Annotated in this window: 15 protein-coding genes; 9 read left to right on the forward strand and 6 right to left on the reverse strand. The window is 61.8% G+C overall.

The annotated features are described in order from the left end of the window. Nucleotides 1-250: 250 nt before the first annotated feature. Nucleotides 251-1,318 (reverse strand): 5-(carboxyamino)imidazole ribonucleotide synthase, encoded by a 1,068-nt coding sequence (gene purK, locus ACEVBK_RS11810; protein ID WP_375055141.1) that lies wholly within the window; start codon nucleotides 1,316-1,318, stop codon nucleotides 251-253. Further along, the gene (purE, locus tag ACEVBK_RS11815) at nucleotides 1,315-1,809 is read right to left on the reverse strand and encodes a 5-(carboxyamino)imidazole ribonucleotide mutase (RefSeq protein ID WP_375055142.1); all 495 of its coding nucleotides are present in this window, start codon (nucleotides 1,807-1,809) and stop codon (nucleotides 1,315-1,317) included. Before purE ends, purK begins: the two co-directional genes overlap by 4 nt. Nucleotides 1,810-2,030: 221 nt before the next feature. On the opposite strand from purE, the gene ACEVBK_RS11820 reads away from it, so the two are divergent. From ACEVBK_RS11820 to ACEVBK_RS11830, 3 genes are read left to right on the forward strand one after another with little or no spacing between them, the layout of a single operon-like run. Beyond that, nucleotides 2,031-2,843: a substrate-binding periplasmic protein gene (locus tag ACEVBK_RS11820; protein WP_375055143.1), complete on the forward strand. Its 813-nt coding sequence runs from the start codon at nucleotides 2,031-2,033 to the stop codon at nucleotides 2,841-2,843. A 12-nt stretch (nucleotides 2,844-2,855) separates the two neighbouring features. Then, nucleotides 2,856-4,367 carry a sensor histidine kinase gene (locus ACEVBK_RS11825; RefSeq protein ID WP_375055144.1) on the forward strand — a complete coding sequence of 504 codons (1,512 nt, stop codon included), beginning with the start codon at nucleotides 2,856-2,858 and terminating at the stop codon, nucleotides 4,365-4,367. A gap of 15 nt (nucleotides 4,368-4,382) precedes the next feature. Beyond that, nucleotides 4,383-6,608, forward strand: a complete 2,226-nt coding sequence (locus tag ACEVBK_RS11830) for an EAL domain-containing protein (RefSeq protein ID WP_375055145.1) — start codon at nucleotides 4,383-4,385, stop codon at nucleotides 6,606-6,608. A 62-nt stretch (nucleotides 6,609-6,670) separates the two neighbouring features. Here ACEVBK_RS11830 and ACEVBK_RS11835 read toward each other — a convergent pair whose 3' ends face one another. Next, entirely contained in the window at nucleotides 6,671-8,995 is a 2,325-nt protein-coding gene (locus ACEVBK_RS11835; RefSeq protein ID WP_375055146.1) for an FdhF/YdeP family oxidoreductase, read from the reverse strand. Nucleotides 8,996-9,571: 576 nt separating this feature from the next. Here ACEVBK_RS11835 and ACEVBK_RS11840 point away from each other — a divergent pair. After that, a complete protein-coding gene (locus ACEVBK_RS11840; protein WP_375055147.1) occupies nucleotides 9,572-10,471 on the forward strand; it encodes a LysR family transcriptional regulator in 900 nt (299 codons plus the stop codon). 124 nt (nucleotides 10,472-10,595) lie between these two features. Next, nucleotides 10,596-11,426 (forward strand): formate dehydrogenase accessory sulfurtransferase FdhD, encoded by an 831-nt coding sequence (gene fdhD / locus ACEVBK_RS11845; RefSeq protein ID WP_375055148.1) that lies wholly within the window; start codon nucleotides 10,596-10,598, stop codon nucleotides 11,424-11,426. A gap of 72 nt (nucleotides 11,427-11,498) precedes the next feature. Here the strand turns inward: fdhD and ACEVBK_RS11850 are convergent, their stop codons facing one another. Then, on the reverse strand, nucleotides 11,499-12,098 hold the full coding sequence (locus ACEVBK_RS11850) for a TetR/AcrR family transcriptional regulator (protein WP_375055149.1): 600 nt from the start codon (nucleotides 12,096-12,098) through the stop codon (nucleotides 11,499-11,501). A gap of 20 nt (nucleotides 12,099-12,118) precedes the next feature. Here ACEVBK_RS11850 and ACEVBK_RS11855 point away from each other — a divergent pair, with 20 nt between their 5' ends. Then, nucleotides 12,119-12,760: a glutathione S-transferase family protein gene (locus ACEVBK_RS11855; protein ID WP_375055150.1), complete on the forward strand. Its 642-nt coding sequence runs from the start codon at nucleotides 12,119-12,121 to the stop codon at nucleotides 12,758-12,760. 129 nt (nucleotides 12,761-12,889) lie between these two features. On the opposite strand, the gene ACEVBK_RS11860 is transcribed toward ACEVBK_RS11855, so the two are convergent. Continuing rightward, complete coding sequence (locus ACEVBK_RS11860; protein ID WP_375055151.1) at nucleotides 12,890-13,822, reverse strand: sodium-dependent bicarbonate transport family permease; 933 nt, start codon at nucleotides 13,820-13,822, stop codon at nucleotides 12,890-12,892. 345 nt (nucleotides 13,823-14,167) lie between these two features. On the opposite strand from ACEVBK_RS11860, the gene ACEVBK_RS11865 reads away from it, so the two are divergent. Both ACEVBK_RS11865 and ACEVBK_RS11870 read left to right on the forward strand, forming a co-directional pair. Next, nucleotides 14,168-15,136 (forward strand): LysR family transcriptional regulator, encoded by a 969-nt coding sequence (locus ACEVBK_RS11865; protein WP_375055152.1) that lies wholly within the window; start codon nucleotides 14,168-14,170, stop codon nucleotides 15,134-15,136. A 2-nt stretch (nucleotides 15,137-15,138) separates the two neighbouring features. Beyond that, nucleotides 15,139-16,164 carry a DUF2157 domain-containing protein gene (locus ACEVBK_RS11870; RefSeq protein ID WP_375055153.1) on the forward strand — a complete coding sequence of 342 codons (1,026 nt, stop codon included), beginning with the start codon at nucleotides 15,139-15,141 and terminating at the stop codon, nucleotides 16,162-16,164. Nucleotides 16,165-16,182: 18 nt separating this feature from the next. On the opposite strand, the gene ACEVBK_RS11875 is transcribed toward ACEVBK_RS11870, so the two are convergent. Continuing rightward, nucleotides 16,183-17,391 (reverse strand): MFS transporter, encoded by a 1,209-nt coding sequence (locus ACEVBK_RS11875; RefSeq protein ID WP_375055154.1) that lies wholly within the window; start codon nucleotides 17,389-17,391, stop codon nucleotides 16,183-16,185. 145 nt (nucleotides 17,392-17,536) lie between these two features. On the opposite strand from ACEVBK_RS11875, the gene ACEVBK_RS11880 reads away from it, so the two are divergent. Beyond that, nucleotides 17,537-18,118, forward strand: coding sequence for a TetR/AcrR family transcriptional regulator (locus tag ACEVBK_RS11880; RefSeq protein WP_375055155.1), 582 nt, complete (start codon nucleotides 17,537-17,539; stop codon nucleotides 18,116-18,118). The last annotated feature ends 112 nt before the right edge of the window (nucleotides 18,119-18,230 follow it).

Consider the following 18,230-nt stretch of genomic DNA (forward strand, 5'->3'; position numbering starts at 1 on the left):
ATCAAAGAGATGTACATGGCCCCTCGCCGGCACGGAAGCGACAGAAAAGCGCTCGTGGGCGATATCCACACCGTCATGCCCACGAAGGTGGGCATCCAGGGCAGAGGGTACCGATCCTGAGAATGCGGCCCGGGCTATAGAGATTGATGGACCCCCGCCTTCGCGGGGGTGACAAGATAGAACGCGGGGCGGGAGATAAAACCCGGGAGGGTGGATATTAAAAAACCCCGCCGGAGCGGGGCTTTGGGGCTCAGTCGAGCTGGCTGCGCAGCCAGTCCAGTACCTGGCCGTAGTTGGCGGGCAGCAGGGGCTCGAGCTGGTCCAGGGCCGAGCGGGTCTCGGCCTGGCTGTCGAGGCAGAAGTTGATGTGCCCCACCTTACGGCCGGGGCGCACTTCCTTGCCGTACCAGTACAGCTCGGCACCGTCCACCGCCAGCCAGCCGTTGTCCCGCTCGGTGCCCACCAGGTTGACCATGACGCTCAGGTTCTTCACCCGCGGCTTGACCAGGGGCAGGCCGGCCACGGCGCGCAGGTGCGCCTCGAACTGGCTGACGCTGGCGCCGGCCTGAGTCCAGTGGCCGCTGTTGTGCACCCGGGGCGCCAGCTCGTTGATCAGCAGGTGATCGCCCACCCGGAAGCATTCCATCGCCATCACGCCCACGTAGTCCAGGTCGTTCATCAGCTTGCCCAGCATGCCCTCGGCCTCGTCCTGTAGATGGGCCAGCCGCGCCAGGGGAGACACCGAGCCCAGCAGGATGCCGTTGACATGCAGGTTGAGGGTGAGCGGGTAGAAATGGCACTGGCCGTCGTCGCCACGCATACCGACGATGGACACTTCCTCGTCGAAATCGATGGCCTGCTCGGCGATGGCCTGGGTGTGCCAGTCATCGGGAATGGCATCCCGGCCCGGCTCACGCAGCCAGTGCTGGCCGCGACCGTCGTAGCCGCCGGTGCGGCGCTTGAGCAGCACCCGCTCGCCCAGGGCCTGATGCAGGGCCTCGGCGGTGGTGTCGGCTTCCACCAGGCGCCAGGGTGCGGTGGCCAGCGCCAACTTGTCGATAAGCGACTTCTGGGTGAAGCGATCCGCCAGTATGGGGAAAGTCTGCAGGTTGACGAAGCCCGGATGACTCGCCAACTGGCGGGTGGCGGCGGTTTCCGGCCACTGTTCACGCTCGGCGGTCACCTGCTCGTGGGGTTTAAGCGGAAAGGTCTCTTCCGACTCGATGTCCACCGGGCACACTTCGAGATCGAGCGGCATGCCCGCGTGCTTCAGCATCTGGCCCAGTTGGCCGGCGCCCAGAACCCAGATACGGCTCATGCTTCCTCCCGCGGATCCGGCTGGCTCAGCACCGCCTCGGTCTGCTCGGTGCGGAAGGCCTCCAGCCGTTCGGCCAGGGCGGCGTCGTTGTTGGCCAGGATCTGGCAGGCCATCAGGCCGGCATTGAAGGCGCCGGCGGCACCGATGGCCAGGGTACCCACGGCAATGCCCTTGGGCATCTGCACGATGGACAAGAGGCTGTCGAGCCCGCTCAGGGCCTTGCTTTGCACCGGCACACCCAGCACCGGCAGGCGGGTCTTGGCCGCCACCATGCCCGGCAGGTGGGCGGCGCCGCCGGCACCGGCGATGATGACTTCATACCCGCGGGCCACGGCCAGCTCGCCGAATTCCATCAGCTTGTCGGGGGTACGGTGGGCCGACACCACTTCCACTGTATAGGCGACCTGCAGTTTATCCATGATTTCCGCAGCGCCCTGCATGGTGGGCCAGTCACTCTTAGAGCCCATGATGACGGCAACTTTTGCTTGCATGACTACTCCTGTTCAACAACGTTCTGCATTAGGGTGGATCTGGGGGAGCGCGGATTATAACACTAAACCCGGCCGCTGCAGCTCTATAACAAGCGATCGCAACGGCACCGGCGGGCCGGCGGAACACCTCGCTGCCACGCGCGTGAGTTTAATCACTGTCTTTTCTCTTTCAATCACTTAGGCTAATAGTGAGTGGGATTCGTGCCAGTGCAGGGAGCAGCATGATAAACAGGAAAAACAACAAGGCCGGCACCGCCCTCGCCTTTGCGCTGCTGACGGCGGCTTTTTCTGCGGCGCCCAATGCCGCTTCGGCCTGTACCACGCTATCCGCCAGCGGCAATGCGGAATATCCGCCCTATCTGTGGCGGGACTCAACCAACCCCGGCCACCTCACCGGTGCGGTCAGCTATTTACTGGAGGATCTGGCCGAGCTGGCCGGCATCGAGATCACCCTGGTGGACAGCGGCCCCTGGGGCCGCACCCAGGAAGAAGTGGCCGCCGGCCAGGTCGACATGATGGCCGGTGCCTTTTTTACCCAGGCCCGAAGCGAATGGATGGACTATCTCTACCCGGCTTTTCTGCACACCCGTACCGCCATCTGGACCCACCTGGACAGCCGTTTCGAATTTCGGGAATGGCACGATTTAATCCCCCATGCCGGGGTGACCGTGACCTACAACAGCTTCGGTCAGGAGTTCGACCTCTTCGCCCGGGAGCACCTGAACATCGAGCAGGTCGGCAGCCTGGAGCAAGGGCTGATGATGCTTTCCCAGCAGCGGGCCGACTACCTGATCTACGAGGATAATCCGGGCAAGGCCTATGCCGAACTGCTGGGCCTGGATAATATTCAGCCCCTCCCCCGGGCGGTTACCCGCCAACCCTTGTATCTAGCCCTGTCCGGGGCATCGCCCTGCAACACCGAGGCGCTGCAGGCGCGCTTGTCCGCCGCCCTGGCCCGGATAGCCGAAGCGCAGCGTATGGAACGGCACCTGGACCGGGCTGTACTGCACTGGCAACAAAGCCGCCCGCACTAGAGGAGCCACCCGGTGCCTTCACCTTTTTACCAGCCACTGACCCGTGCCTTTCTGCTGCGGATAATACCGGTGCTCTTTCTGGTTACCCTGGCAGTGATGATCACCTTTTCCTGGAATGAATTCCGTCAGGAAAAGGCGCTGGCGCAAAGTTTCGGCCAGCAACGGGCCGACAACCTGGCCCGCCTGCTGGCCGAACCGGTGTGGCAGTTGTCTCATTCGGTGACCGAGAATATCCTGCGTTCCTCGCTCGACGAAGCGGACATTCATTGTGTTGAGCTGATACATAGCTCCGGCGTCGTGGTGCAGAATCCGCCGGTCAGCCTGGGGAGCTGCGAGCACACCGCCGACCGCTATTTTTTATTCCGCAGCCCGGTCATCTATCCGTCCCCTCAGGGAGAGCGCTATATTGCCACCGTTACCCTGCATCAGTTCGCCCCGGGCCAGAGCCTGGGTGCCAATATGCTCGGCAACGCCAAGGTGCTGCTGGTACTGCTGGTACTGCTGTTCACCAGCCTGGTGGTAGCCACCACCCTGATCTTCCGCTGGACCATATTGCGCCCGCTCCACCAGGTGTCCGAGTCCTTGCGGCAATACCAGTCAAGCGGACAGCGCGTACCGGTCGACTGGTCGTCCAACGATGAACTGGGCCTGCTTATCGATGAATACAACAGGACCATTGCCCTGCAAGTTCGTACCGAACAGGCCCTGTCGGAAGCCAAAAACGAGGCTGAGCAGGCACTGGCCAACCTTAAGGAAGCCCAGAACCTGTTGATCCAATCGGAAAAACTGGCCGCCCTCGGCAGCCTGGTGGCCGGCATTGCCCACGAGATCAATACCCCCATCGGCAACAGCATGACGGTGCTCACGGCCCTGACCCTGAAGCAGCAGGAAATGGCCGCCGCCATTGCCGCTGGCCGCCTGAAGCGTTCGACCCTGGACGGCTTTATGGCCGAGCTGCAGGAAGGACTGCAGATTGCCGAATCCAGCCTGGCCATGGCCATACGCCAGATCGGCAGTTTCAAACAGGTAGCGGTGGATCAGACCAGCATGCAGCACCGCCGCTTCGATTTGAAAGAAGTCATCGACGAAGTGGTGTACACCTTCAGGCCCAGAACAAAAAAGTCCAGCTATCATATTGAAGTGGCGGTGCCCCCCGACATCATCATGACCAGCTACCCCGGCCCCATCGGCCAGATCATCGTCAACGCCATCAGCAATGCCTTTGTGCATGGGTTTGAGGGCCGGGACAGCGGTTGCATCCGGATCAGCGCCAGGCAGGAAAACGGCCGGGTCGCCATCTCGGTGACCGATGACGGCCAGGGGATGGAGACGGAGGCTCTGAACAAGGCATTCGACCCCTTCTATACCACCAAAATGGGACAGGGGGGCTCTGGCCTCGGCCTGCATATAGTGTTTAACTTGGTGAAAAATGTGCTCAAGGGCTCGGTGGTCGTGGAAAGCGGCTCGAAGGCCGGGACCACGCTGCGCTTTACCATTCCACAGCATCTTCAGCAGGAAAGTTAACGGGACAAGACCAGGATGCCATCAGGATCGGATCACGACGTCTTTGAATTTGCGCCGGAAGAGCCGGTGACCGGAACCGGGCATGGTCCTGTGCGGCCTCCCTGGCGCATGCTGATCGTCGACGACGAACAGCAGGTGCATGCCGCCACGCGCTTTGCCCTCTCGGGGGTTGAACTGCTGGGCCGGCCACTGGCTTTTACCAGCGCCTACTCGGCCCGGCAAGCCCGCGAGATACTGCAAAGTCAGCCCCGCTTCGCCTGCATCCTGCTGGACGTGGTAATGGAGTCGGAGCAGGCCGGGCTCGAGCTTATCGGCTTTATCCGGGAAGAGCTCGGCGAGCATGGCAGCCGCATCATACTGCGTACCGGCCAGCCCGGTTACGCTCCCGAGCTGAAAGTCGTGCGCGATTACGACATCAACGACTACAAGCAAAAGAACGAACTGACCAGCACCCACCTGATTACCGCCGTAACCACCGCCTTGCGCGGCTATCATCAGCAGGAGCAGCTCGAGGCCCACCGCCAGGGCCTGGAGCACATCATCCAGGGGGCGGCCGAACTGTTCGGTGCGCGGCAGACGGGGCGGTTTTCGGCCAGCGTACTGCAGCAGCTTGGCCGGCTGCTGCGCAGCGAGGCAGAGGGGCTGCAGTGCCGGCGGGCGGAGCAAGAGCCGACCCGCCTCATGATAGAGGTGGCGGCGGGCGCCTGGGCCCGCCATGGCGGACACCCCCTGGACGCCCTGGACGATGCACTACTGCGCGAGCAGATAGAGCAGGCCTTTGCCCGGCGCCAGTCGCAGTTTTCCACTCACCTCGCCGCCTTGTACATCCACACCCCTCAGGGCGATGAGCTGGTGTTTGTGGTTCCCACCGCAACGGAACTCGATGACGCCCTGCGCCACCTGCTGCAGTTGTTCGGGCTTTATGTATCGGTGGGTTACGACAATGCCAGCCTGTTCGAAAAAATCGAGGATCTGGCGTTCAATGATCACCTGACCGGCGTGCTTAACCGCACCGGCTTCATGTATGCCCTGGGCAAGCAGATTACCCTGGGGCAGGATTTTGTGGTGCTGCTGGCCGACATCGACAACTTTCAGGCGGTCAACGACGGCCTGGGCCACCAGGTGGGTGACCTGACCCTGATCCGCATGGCCCGCCACCTGGAGATGGTCTTCGGCAGCCACAACTCCCTGGGCCGGCTTTCTTCCGATACCTTCGGCCTGGTACTACCCGCCTGCCATGGCCATGAGATAACGGCCATCAGCCAGCGCCTGAACGACTCCCTCCGGCAGGGGTTTAGTCTGCAGGGCTACGACATTCCCGCGTCCCTGACCCTGGGGGTGGCCATGTACCCGCAGCATGGCAGCACCGCCAAGACCCTGCTGCAAAATGCCGGCATCGCCCTCAAGAAGTGCAAGGCCGATCATCGCGGGGCCGTGGCCATCTTTGGCGAAACCCTGGAGCTGGCCCTGCATCAGCGGTTGCAGATTGCCACCCGGCTGCGCCACGCCCTGGATTTAAAAGAGCTGAGCCTGTGCTACCAGCCCCAGATTTGCCTGAACAGCGGGCGCATCATCGGCGCCGAGGCGTTGCTGCGCTGGCACAACGACGATCGCCTGATACCGCCCGACACCTTTATCCCGGTGGCGGAAAGCACCGGCAGCATAGTGCCCATCGGCGCCTGGGTGCTGGAGCAGGCCTGTCACCAACAACTGGCCTGGCAGCGGGACACCGGCCAGGCCCTGCGCATGGCGGTGAACGTGTCGGTCCGCCAGCTCAAGGACCCGGGTTTTATCGACAGCCTCGACCGGGTCGTCGGCCAGACCGGCATCCCCCCCGGGCTGCTGGAACTGGAGATCACCGAGTCCATGATGATGGAAGACCACCAGGCACTGATTGCCACCCTGCAGGCTGTGCGCGCCCGGGGCATACAGGTGGCCATGGACGACTTCGGCACCGGTTATTCCTCCATGAAATACCTGCAGGAGTTGCCCATAGACCGGCTGAAGATAGACCGCAGCTTCGTCAGCCGCATGACCGAGAGCGAGCAGGATCTGGGGCTGGTGGAGCTGATGGTGAAGATGGGCCAGTTGCTCCGCCTCGGGGTAATTGCCGAGGGAGTGGAGCAGCCCCGGGAAAACGACCTGCTCAGGCAGCTGGGTTGCGACGAAGCCCAGGGGTACCTCTACCAGAAGCCCACCAGCCCCGCCCATATCGCCCTCCTGCTCAAGAAGCAGGGTTAACGCGAATTTATTCGCGTAACCGGCCCCCGCAACGAGCAGCCGGCCTGAGCGGAGGGTATTGGTCACACCGTGGAAGACGGGATCCGGTTACCGGCCCGGGCCTTTTCCAGCCGGACGGCAATAAACTTGGAGGTGGGGGTAAAGGTGCGGTCACCGTAACTTTCCAGCGGTACCAGGGAATTGGTCTCCGGGTAATAGGCCGCGGCCTGCCCGGGCGGGATGTCGTAGGCCACCAGCATAAAGCCGGACACGCGGCGTTCCCTTCCGTCTTCCCACAGGGACACCATATCCACTCTCTCGCCGGGTTCGAAGCCGAGGCGGCGAATATCCTCTTCATTCACGAAGACCACCTCACGGATACCGAATACGCCACGGTAACGGTCGTCGAGCCCGTACAGGGTGGTGTTGTACTGGTCGTGGGAGCGCAGGGTCTGCAGGATCAGATCCGGTTTCTCGCCGCTGGCCAGCACGGCCTCGTTGACGAGTTGCCCCGGCAGGGCGCTGGCCGTGAAGCGGGCCTTGCCGCCTTGGGTATTCCACTTGCGCTCGGCGGCGGCGTTGCCGAGGTAAAAACCACCCGGCTGCGTCAGCTTCTCGTTGAAATGCTCAAAGCCCGGAATGGTGTCCGCTATCATGTCGCGAATACGGCAATAGTCGGCAACCGCCCATGCCCAGTCGATGGGATAATTGCCCAGGGTCGCCCCGGCGATACCGGCGATAATGGCCGGCTCCGAGCGCAGCTGTGAAGAACGCGGCTGCAACTGGCCGTAGGAAAGGTGCACCATGCTGAAGGTATCCTCGACGGTCACCCCTTGTGGCCCCGCCCGCTGCATGTCTACCTCGGTGCGCCCCAGGCACGGCAGGATCAGCGCCTCGCGCCCGGTTACCAGGTGGGAGCGATTCAGCTTGGTGGAAATCTGCACGGTCAGGTCGCAGTTGCCGAGAGCGCGGTGGGTACGTGGCGTGTCGGGCGTGGCCTGGGCGAAATTGCCGCCCAGGCCGATAAAGACCTTGGTGCGTTTTTCTTCCATCGCCTTGATGGCCTGCACGGCATTATGACCATGCCCGCGCGGCACCTTGAAGCCGAAGCGCGCTTCCAGGGCATTCAGCAGTGACTCGGGCGGCTGTTCATTAATGCCCATGGTCCGGTCGCCCTGTACATTGCTGTGGCCACGCACCGGGGACAGGCCCGCACCGGGCTTGCCCACGTTGCCGCGCAGCAGTTGAAGATTCACCACCTCCTGAATGGTCGGCACGGAATGGCGATGCTGCGTCAGCCCCATTGCCCAGCACATCACCACCCGCTCCGCACGCCGGTACATGCGGGCCGCCACCTCGATCTCGGACCGGCTCAGGCCGGACTGCTCGACGATGTGCTCCCAGCGGGTGGCATCCACCTCGGCCAGGTACTGCTCCAGGCCGGTGGTGTGACCCTTGATAAAGTCATGATCGAACACCGGCGGCTCACCGCTTTCCTGCGCCTCACGCTCCCAGGTCAGCAGGAACTTGGCGATACCGCGCATGACCGCCATGTCGCCGCCCAGCGCCGGGCGAAAATACGCCGTGTTGGTCGGCTCCGAGCCATTGCCGAGCATTTCAAGCGGGTGCTGGGGATGTTGAAAACGCTCCAGCCCACGCTCCTTCAGCGGATTGAAACACACCACCTGGGCACCGCGTTTCACCGCTTCCCGCAGCGGCTCGAGCATGCGAGGATGGTTGGTACCGGGGTTTTGGCCAATAACAAAAATAGCGTCGGCCAGCGCCAGATCCTCGAATACCACGGTTCCCTTGCCGACACCAATGGTGTCGGCCATGCCGATGCCGCTGGCCTCATGGCACATGTTCGAGCAGTCGGGCAAGTTATTGGTACCGAAGGCGCGGACAAAGAGCTGGTAAAGAAACGCCGCTTCATTGCTGGCTCGGCCGGAGGTATAGAAGTCGGCCTGATCCGGTGAATCCAGCCCCTGCAAATGACCGGCGATCAGGGCGAATGCCTCGTCCCAGCTGGTTTCGACATACCGATCGGTTGCTCCGTCGTAACGCATCGGGTGCGTCAGGCGCCCCTGATACTCCAGCCAGTAATCGGTCTGCTTCGCCAGTTCCGACACCCGGTATTTGGCAAAAAATTCCGGATCGACCCGACGGCCCGTGGCTTCCCAGTTCACCGCCTTGGCACCGTTTTCGCAGAACTTCACCATGTCGTTTTCCGGCGACTCGCCCCAGGCGCAGCCCGGGCAGTCGAATCCGCCGTTCTGGTTTGTTTTCAGCATGGCCCTCAGGTTTCTGAAGCCATTCTCGCTGCCGAGCCAGCTTTTGGTTACGCTCTTCAAGGCCCCCCAGCCTGCCGCCGGGCCGGTGTAATTTTTGATATGTTTCTTTTGACTCATAAACGTCCCCCGTTGATGGGAATCATCGCAATGTCGGTAATAACGACCCTGTATACCAAGGCTGCGGAGATGTTTTAACGAAGCATTAATAACTCCAACAAGGCTGACATCCGTTTATGGCCCTTAAAGTGAAAATAATAACGAACCAGGCAACCGTTTTCCGATTAACATGATCTCGGTCAAAGACTATGGATATTCAGGAAGAGTGTCTAATTGAGGTGACTGAATAGATCATAGAGCGCGTCTATCAGCCCAGAGAATACCCGGAAAACAGAACATTTAATAAACAGGAAGCAAACTTATCGGCAACCATTCTGAAGTGCCAGACCGGTCCATGCTCCCCGGATATTCATTCGCCGCACAACGATGAACACATGTAAATAACTGTTCCGAATGGTAGATCACTACTGGCAGCGACTGGGTTCCGCTAAGCAGACCCTCCGCGCCAGGGATGGCGCGGCGGAGCCCCCAGGGATGGGTTCACGGCGTGTCTGCGTGCGGGGCCCGGTCGATGTAGCACTATTAGGATCAGTTATTTACACTTACCCCACCAGCATAGGACCCGCAGGCAAAACAATGGATATTAAACAACTCAAGTATCTGATTGCGCTGGATAAAACCAGACACTTCGGCCAGGCTGCCGCCCTTTGCCATATTACCCAACCCACGCTTTCCATGCGGTTGCGCAAGCTTGAGGATGAATTGGATCTTGCTCTTGTCACTCGCGGGCAACGTTTCGAGGGGTTCACCGAAGAAGGTGAGCGGATCCTCGCCTGGGCCAAGGCACTGCTTGCCGCCCACGACGGCCTGCAGGCGGAAGCGGCCAGTTGCCGCGGTCAGTTGGTCGGCAGCCTGCGGCTGGGCATGGTTCCCCTTGCCAGCCTGAACCCGATGCACTTGCTGAAACCCCTGGCGCAACGTTATCCGGAGTTGCGATTCCAGCTTTCTTCGATGACATCGGAGCAGGTCATCGATGGCCTGAACCGCAACCAGCTCGATCTTGGCCTCTGTTACCTGGATCAGGTCGACACCCGTTTTTTCGAGATAATCAGGCTGACGGCCACCCGCATGGGCCTGCTGCACGACGTTCGCCACTTCGAATTTTCTGTGCCCGAAGTGAGCTGGGCATCACTCGGCACGTTGCCGCTGGGCCTGTTGACCAAAGGAATGCACTACCGCCAGTCGATAGATCTCAGCTTCAGCAGCCATGGTATTGAACCGCACTCAATACTGGAAAGCGACTCCACCTTTCACCTTATTCAGGCAGTCAATGCCGGCATCTGCTGCGCCGTTATGCCGCTGCAAAGCGGAATTGAGTCATTGAATGAACACTTGCGGATTATTCCCATTGCCGATGCGGTCATTCACTCTTCAATCGGACTGTTGATGCGCCGGAGCGAACCCCGTTCGGCCTTGGCCGAGAAATGCTTTTCGGATGCACTGTCTATTCTTCAACCGGAAGGGCCGGTTCGCTAAAGCAAGTTTTTATGATACGAGCCAATACCGATAGAGAGTGTTTATTAACGCATAGAGGCAAGCGATTGGACTCCCCGGTAACATTTACCTAACCTGGGCCGGTATTTGATGTAAAGGCATGGTAATGACTGTTCCCGTTAACCCTGACTGTGATATTGCCGATATTAATTCGGCCCCGCCCTTGCCGGAAACCTTTGGATATCGCGAACTGAACGATGACGGTGCCGCGGGAAGCTCGGCGCTGGCCAGCGAGACCGCCCTGGCCATCAGCTACAACGGTATCAGCCAGGCCGTGATGATGGTGACACCGGGCCACCTCGAGGACTTTGTGAACGGCTTCAGCCTGAGCAATGATATCGTCCACTCGTTAAACGAAATCCATGACATCACCCTGAGTGAATCCGATGGCTCCCGCCACGCGGCGGTGACCCTCTCCAACCGGGCCTTCTGGGCGCTGAAAAAGTACCGCCGCCGGCTGGCCGGCACCAGTGGCTGCGGCATCTGCGGCGTTGAAGCCATCGAACAGGCCCTGCCCCGGCTAACCCCGCTCCGGCCTGTTCCGCCGCCACCCGCCGCCCGCTTGCACGACTTGCGCCGGCATATCCGGGAGGTCCAGCAGCTCGCTCAAGGCAGCGGCGCGCTGCATGCCGCCCTTTATGTTGACCCTGAAGGGGTTGTCCGGCTCTGCCGGGAAGACATCGGCCGCCACAACGCACTGGACAAGCTGATCGGCGCCATGGCGCAAGCCCGCATCAACCCGCGGGAAGGCTTTGTCGCCATTACCAGCCGCTGCGGCCTGGAACTGGTCCAGAAGGCGGTGCGGGCCCGGTTTGGCACCCTGATCAGCCTGTCGGCCCCCACCGCCATGACGGTGCAATGGGCGCGCCGCCACAAACTGAACCTGATCCATCTGCCTCATCGCAGCCCACCCCGGCTCTACAGCCCGGCCCCCTGACCGGGTCGGCTTGCCACAGCCGGCAATGAGTTTGTTGTCACTCTCACGCAGGCGAACCGGCAAGGTATGCCCTCATTCGGTGCGTGAGCTTTGCTGCTGTTCCGCCTGCAAAACGGCGCCGGCACGCTCGGCCAGCACGGCCTGGCAACAGGCTTCCAGTACCTGCGTGGCCAAGGCGGGATCACTCAGAGCCCTGGCCACCGCCACACCCCCTATCATCATCACCACCGATCTCAGCGCCGCGGCATCGGGCGCCGTGTTCGGCCGGGCGGAGACTCTGGAGGCCAATGCGGTGAAGATGCGGGTGTAACTTTCACGCGCCTGTTGGTCTCGCTGACCGGTATCGGACACCAGGAAGGCCAGCGGGCAGCCCCCGTTCTCCTGGGCAAGGTGCTCCGGACTGAGGTAACGACGGATATCGAAATGGCGGTAAAAGGCGCCACGGGTCATGCCTGCTTCCTGCATCACCTGGTCGATGCTGACCTGATCGAACCCCTTTTCGGTAAACAGGCGCTCGGCACCGAACAGGATCCGCTCGCGGCTTTCGGTATGGCGGTCACTGGGCCAGGGTATATCATTACTCCTATTCGGACTGGTGGCAGCAGCATGCCACTGCAGCAGAATATGTTCTTTAACATATTTTGAGCAGGCTGCAGACTGTGTCCATTTCATCACCCCCACGGAGTAACCGCATGGAACACCGCGTCTATATTTTCGCACCGACGTTCAGTAATTTTGCCCGTTCGATCATGCTCTGCTGCGAGGAGAAAGGCATTGCCTACCGCTGTGGCATGGCCCCTCAGGGCACGGAAATCGGATTCAGGAGTCCCGAGCACCTGGAGCTCCATCCCTATGGCAAGGTGCCTGTACTGTTTCACGAAGGCCAGACGCTGTTTGAGACCAACACCATCTGCCGCTATCTCGATACCCGCTTCACCGGGCCTGCCCTGCAACCCGCCGATCCCATGGCACGGGCCCGGGTGGACGAGCGTTGCGGAGAAATCGCGCTCTACATAGACCAGGCGCTGCTGCGGGAAATCGTGCTGGAGTTTGCCTTTCCCAAGGGCACCGACGGCAGGGTGAGGCGGGATCTGGTCGAGGAAAAACTGCCGGCGGCACGGGCGGTCCTGCAACGGCTGGGCACGCTGCTGGGAGATTCCCCCTTTATCTGCGGCCCACACTACACGCTGGCGGACGCGCTGCTGACCCCCATTCTGGACTATGTCGACAAACTGCCGATCGGCGGCGAGTTGATCGGAACCGGCCCCTTGCAACACTATCTGGAGCGGATGCGTGAACGGCCTTCCGGGCAACAGGTGTTGAACGCAGGGTGACTCCGTCACCCTGCCGGAGCGGCGACAGACTCCGGCCGGAGGTGCCGGGCACGGCTGCCGATGCGCGGCGCACACGGCCACCATCCGCTCCCATGGCCCTGGGAGAGCATCGAACAGGGCCACTTCGGCTCAGCCCACCGCCAGCAGGCGAGCATAGAGCGGTATGCCCACCACCACGTTGAAGGGAAAGGTCACCGCCAGGGCCGCCAGCATGGCCAGCCCGATGTCCGCCTCCTTGATGGCGGCGGCAATGGCGGCCGGGGCCGCTATGTAGGAAGCACTGGCCACCAGGGTCACCAGGATCAGCGCCGAGCCCTGGGGCAGCCCCAGCAGCCAGGCCGCCATCCCACCGATGCCCGCCAGCACCAATGGTGCCAGCAGGGCGAACAGCATCACCGGCCAGCGATGCCAGGGCACCGGAGTGAGCGCCTTGGCGGTGCACAGCCCCATCTCCAGCAGAAACAGCGCCAGCAGGCCCTTGAAGGCGGTAATAAAGAGATCGCTCACCGGCGCCGCCTGCTCGGGGCCGTAGAAGTAGCCGATCAACACCCCGCCGGTGAGCAGCACCACCCCCCGGCTGGTGAGCGCCTCGTGCCACACCGCCGCCTTGCTGCCGGTGTCCTGCCCCGACAGGGTCTTGTACAGGTAGATGGCGACGATGATGGCCGGCAGCTCCAGCAGCACCAGGTAGAGGGTGGTTTGCGGGGCTATCTCCAGCCGCAGGCTCTGGGCGTAGGCCAGGGCCACCGCGAAGGTACCGGCGCTGACCGAGCCGTAGTGGGCGGCGATGCTGGCACTGTTGGCGCTGTTCAGCCGCAGCAGCTTGCGCGCCACCGGGTAGCACAGCAGCGGGATCAGCACACCCAGGGCGGCCACCGCCAGCAGCTCGGGCAGCAGCCGCCAGTGCAGGTTGCCGTGCAGCGCCAGCCCGCCCTTGAAGCCGATGGTGAGCATCAGCAGTATGCTGAGGGTGTCGTAGGCCGCCTTGGGCACCTTCAAATCCGAGCGGGCCAGCCCCGCCACCACGCCCAGCGCAAAAAACGCCACTACAATATCCGGCATAACAAATCCTCGTGATGATTAAACAGGGTAGAAGTCAGACCGTGAGCCCGGCGCCGGAAGGAACTACACGCCGACTCGCCATAGGACGTGACACTCGCTGTTTCGGCCTGCTGCGAACATTCACTGGATGCTCGGTCAGACCGAAATAGCTCGTTACGGCGGGCAAACTCGCCTCCTGGGGGCTCGGACATGCCATCTCTGGCATGTCACGGTCGGCTTAGCAGTTTCCTTCCGGCGCCCAGTCAGACTTGGTTGCCTATCCAGGAATACAACGGCGGACATTGTGCGGATCCAGGTATATAGTTACCAATAAATGTTGATAACAGCAGATATAGATAATCATCCATGAATATACGCCACCTGACCTTTCGCCTGCTGCAGGTGTATGTGGCCGTGGTGCGGCTGGGCTCGGTGTCCCGCGCCGCCGCCCAGTTGCACCTGACCCAGCCGACCGTGTCGCAGCAGCTCAAACGCCTGGCCGAGGCGGTGGGCGAGCCCCTGCTCGACAGCCGGGAAGGGCGCCTCCGTCCCACCGCCGTGGGCAGCGAGCTCTACCACGCCGCCCTCGACGCCCTCTCCCGCTTCGACGACTTCAACGGCTTTCTGCAGGACGCCCGCCAGGGCACCCGCGGCGGCTTCAGCATCGGGGTGGTGACCACCGCCAAATACATACTGCCGCGCCTGCTCGGGCCCTTTAACCGCCGCTTTCCCGAGGTGGAGGTGTCCATCAGCGTGGGCAACCGGGGCTACATCCTGGATCGCCACCGCCACCAGCAAGATGATCTTTATCTGTTCAGCCATCCACCCGCCGGCGAGCACACCCTGAGCGGCCGCTTTATCCGCAATCCGCTGGTGCTGATCACCCCGCCGGACCACTGGGCGGTGCGCCATCCGCCGGCGGACTTTTCGGCCCTGCTGGGCGAGCGCTTTCTGTTGCGCGAACCGGGCAGCGCCACCCGGCTGGTGTTCGAAGAATGGCTGCGCAGCCGCAACCTGCAACTGAAGCGGGTGATGCAGATAGAAAGCAACGAGGTGGTGCGCATGAGCGTGGAGCAGGGCCTGGGGCTGGCGGTGCTGTCGGAGCATACCCTGGCGGAAGGCGAGCACCGCCTGGGCCGTCCGGCGCTGCCGGAGTTTCCGCTCACCAGCCACTGGTACCTGGTGTGCCACAACAACCGCCGCCTGCCCTACCCGGCGGCGAATTTTGTCCGCTTTATCAACGACAATCTGGCAAGCTGTGTGGACAGCCGCTATATCCACAATGACCTGGCCAACCTGCTGGCCCATCTCCAACCCCCGAGCAAGGGAGCCTGAACATGAAAATCCATCGCCAACAACTGGAGCAGGCGGCCCATAGGGGCCTGCTGCAAACGGAACAGGTGGCGCCCCTGTGGCAATTCCTCGAGCAAGACGCCCCCGCCGGCTTTCGCTTTGCCCATGTCCTCTATTACCTGGGCGGCCTTATCGCCATGGGCGCCATGACCCTGTTCATGACCCTGGGTTGGCAGCTGTACGGCGGCTGGGCCCTGGTGGGGCTGGGCCTGCTCTATGCCCTGCCCGCCCTGGCGCTGGCCGAAGGACTCCAACGCCGGCGGCTGTGGGTGCCAAGCGGCATTATCGCCGCCTTTGTGATTTGCCTGACGCCCATTACCGTGTACGGCCTGCAATACGGCCTGGGCTGGTGGGATCCGGCGCTGGACTACCGCCAATACCACCGCCTCATCCACGGCCGCTGGCTGAGCCTGGAGCTGGCCACCCTGGCGGTGGGCGCCCTGATGCTGTGGCGCTATCGCCAGCCCTTTCTGATGCTGCCCCTGGCCGCCACCCTCTGGTATATGAGCATGGATCTTACCGAATGGCTGATCGGCAGGGGCGAGGTCGGCTGGAACTTCCGCCAGTGGGTATCGCTCTGGTTTGGGCTCTCGCTGGTGGTGCTGGCCTTTTGGGTGGACATTCGCAACCAGAGCCGGCGGGACTTCGCCTTCTGGTTTTACCTGTTCGGCGCCGTCACCTTCTGGGGCGGACTCAGCCTGCTGCTCTACGACGACGGCGTTCAGCGGCTGCTGTTCCTGCTGGTCAACCTGTTGATGATACTCACCGGCACCCTGCTGGCCCGGCGGGTGTTCGTCGCCCTGGGCGGCCTGGGCGTGGCCTGGTATCTGGGTTGGCTGGCCTGGGACGTATTCGAGGACAGCCTGTTGTTCCCCCTGGCCCTCACCGCCATCGGCCTGGCCGTGATGGGCCTCGGCATCCTCTGGCAACGTCACCAGCAGCGACTGACCAAGCGCCTGCAACGGCAGTTGCCCGCCGAGCTGCGCGCACTGCTGGCGAGGAGGGAGTAGGTTTTGGGGCGGCTTTGATTAGATGGAATAAGGTACTGCGCACGAGTGCTCCCGCATACGGCGATATCCCCACAACGCCACGAGCAGCACAGCTCCTCCCGCGATCAGGGCAACGCTGAAACCACCGCGTGCGCCATCCATATCCACTATCTGGCCAGATACTGCGGCGCCAAGCGCCACCCCGATATTCAACCCCGCGAGCAACCAGGTCATCCCCTCGGTCAGCTTGTTTTCCGGCACCATGCGCTCGACCAACGACATTGCCACAATCATTGTGGGGGCGAAGCACAAACCCGCCACAAACACCGCGCCGGCCAGTCCGGCAATATTACCTGCAAACAACAGGGGCAGTGTCGTTGCTGCAGTCGCCAATCCCCCCAATAGCAGCAGCCGATACAACGGGGTTTTCAATTTGAGCGCACCGAACAGCAAACCGGCCAGGCAGGAACCAATAGCGTAAACCGACAGGACGATACTGGCCGCCGCCGGACGCCCCACTTGTTCGGCAAACGCAACACTGACGATATCGACAGTGCCAACAATGACGCCCATCGCGACCATCAGCAAAGTAAGCAACCGCACATCTGCCAATCGAATAACCGAGCCCGCGCTGCCCAGAGCGGCGGCGTGCTGCTCTACCGGTGGCTCGGTGCCACGCAGTGCGGCAAAGGCCAGTACGCCAACAGCCAGCAACATCGCCGCCACCAGTGGGCCGGCTTGAGGAAATAGCGCCACACTAAGGCCTACCGACAGAGGGGGACCCGCGATGAAGGTAACCTCGTCCAGCACCGTCTCCAGTGAATACGCAGTCTGCAGCCGGGGCTTTCCCCTATAGGCGGCAGTCCAGCGGGCACGCACCATCGCCGACATGCTGGGCATGAAACCAGCCAGCACCGCCCCTATGAACAGCGCCCCATCAGGCGTCTGCCAATACGAGCAAGCAAGCAACAGCAAGATGCCCAGAACACTGATACCGGCAGCGGCTGGCAGGACCCGGCCTTGGCCGTGTCGATCCACCAGGCGTGAAATCTGCGGTGACATCAGCGCATAGGTCAGCACGAAGGTGGCGGCAACTGCACCAGCCAAACCATAGCTGCCGCGCAACTGGGATAGCATGGTAATGATACCTATACCGGTCATCGGCAGCGGGATGCGGGCGACAAGGCCAGCCAGAGAAAAGCTTTTGGCGCCACGGGCTTCGAACAGTTCGCGGTACGGATTAGGCATATCAACTCTCCTTTTCTACAGGGCCCGGCTTGCCAAAGCATCGCTGGGTGGGAATAATACATACATGGCGTATGATTAAGAACATATATTCATACGGAGTGAATGTAAATGATCAAACCATGGATTGATGAAGAAGGAGAAGGCGATGGTGCGACGTACCCGAGCCGAGATGGAAGAAACCCGTGCCACACTGCTGGCAACCGCACGTCGGGTTTTCAGTGAACGGGGCTATGCCGAGACGTCGATGGACGACCTTACCGCACAGGCCAGCTTGACCCGCGGCGCGCTCTATCATCACTTCGGTGACAAGAAAGGGCTGCTGATAGCGGTGGTAGCCCAGATCGATGCTGAAATGGATGCAAGGCTGCAGGCCATTTCAGATGGCGCCGGCGATGCCTGGGAAGGCTTCAGGAGCCGCTGCCGGGCCTACCTGGAGATGGCACAAGAACCCGAGATCCAGCGCATAGTGCTGCGTGATGCCAGGGCGGTCTTAGGCAATCCCTCCCCCGGGGATCAACGGCACTGCATAACCTCTATGCAAACACTGCTGGCTCAGCTCATGCAGCACGGCATTGTGGAGCAATCCGATCCCGAAGCGTTGGCCCTGCTGATCTACGGCAGCCTGGCCGAGGCTGCGTTCTGGATCGCCGAGTCCGAAAACAGCACAGCACGGCTGTCACAGGCACTAGGCGCCATGGAGTTACTGTTAAGGGGGATTCGCGCCTGATAATGGAGATCACCCGCTGGCTGGCCTGGTTTCTGGCCCCCTGCAAGCAGCGCGATAACAGGTGCTGGACCAGGAACATGTTTCAACACCCCGTCCGTTCCCAACAACAACA

The sequence above is a fragment of the Zobellella sp. DQSA1 genome (genome assembly GCF_041950555.1).
Lineage (GTDB): Bacteria > Pseudomonadota > Gammaproteobacteria > Enterobacterales > Aeromonadaceae > Oceanimonas.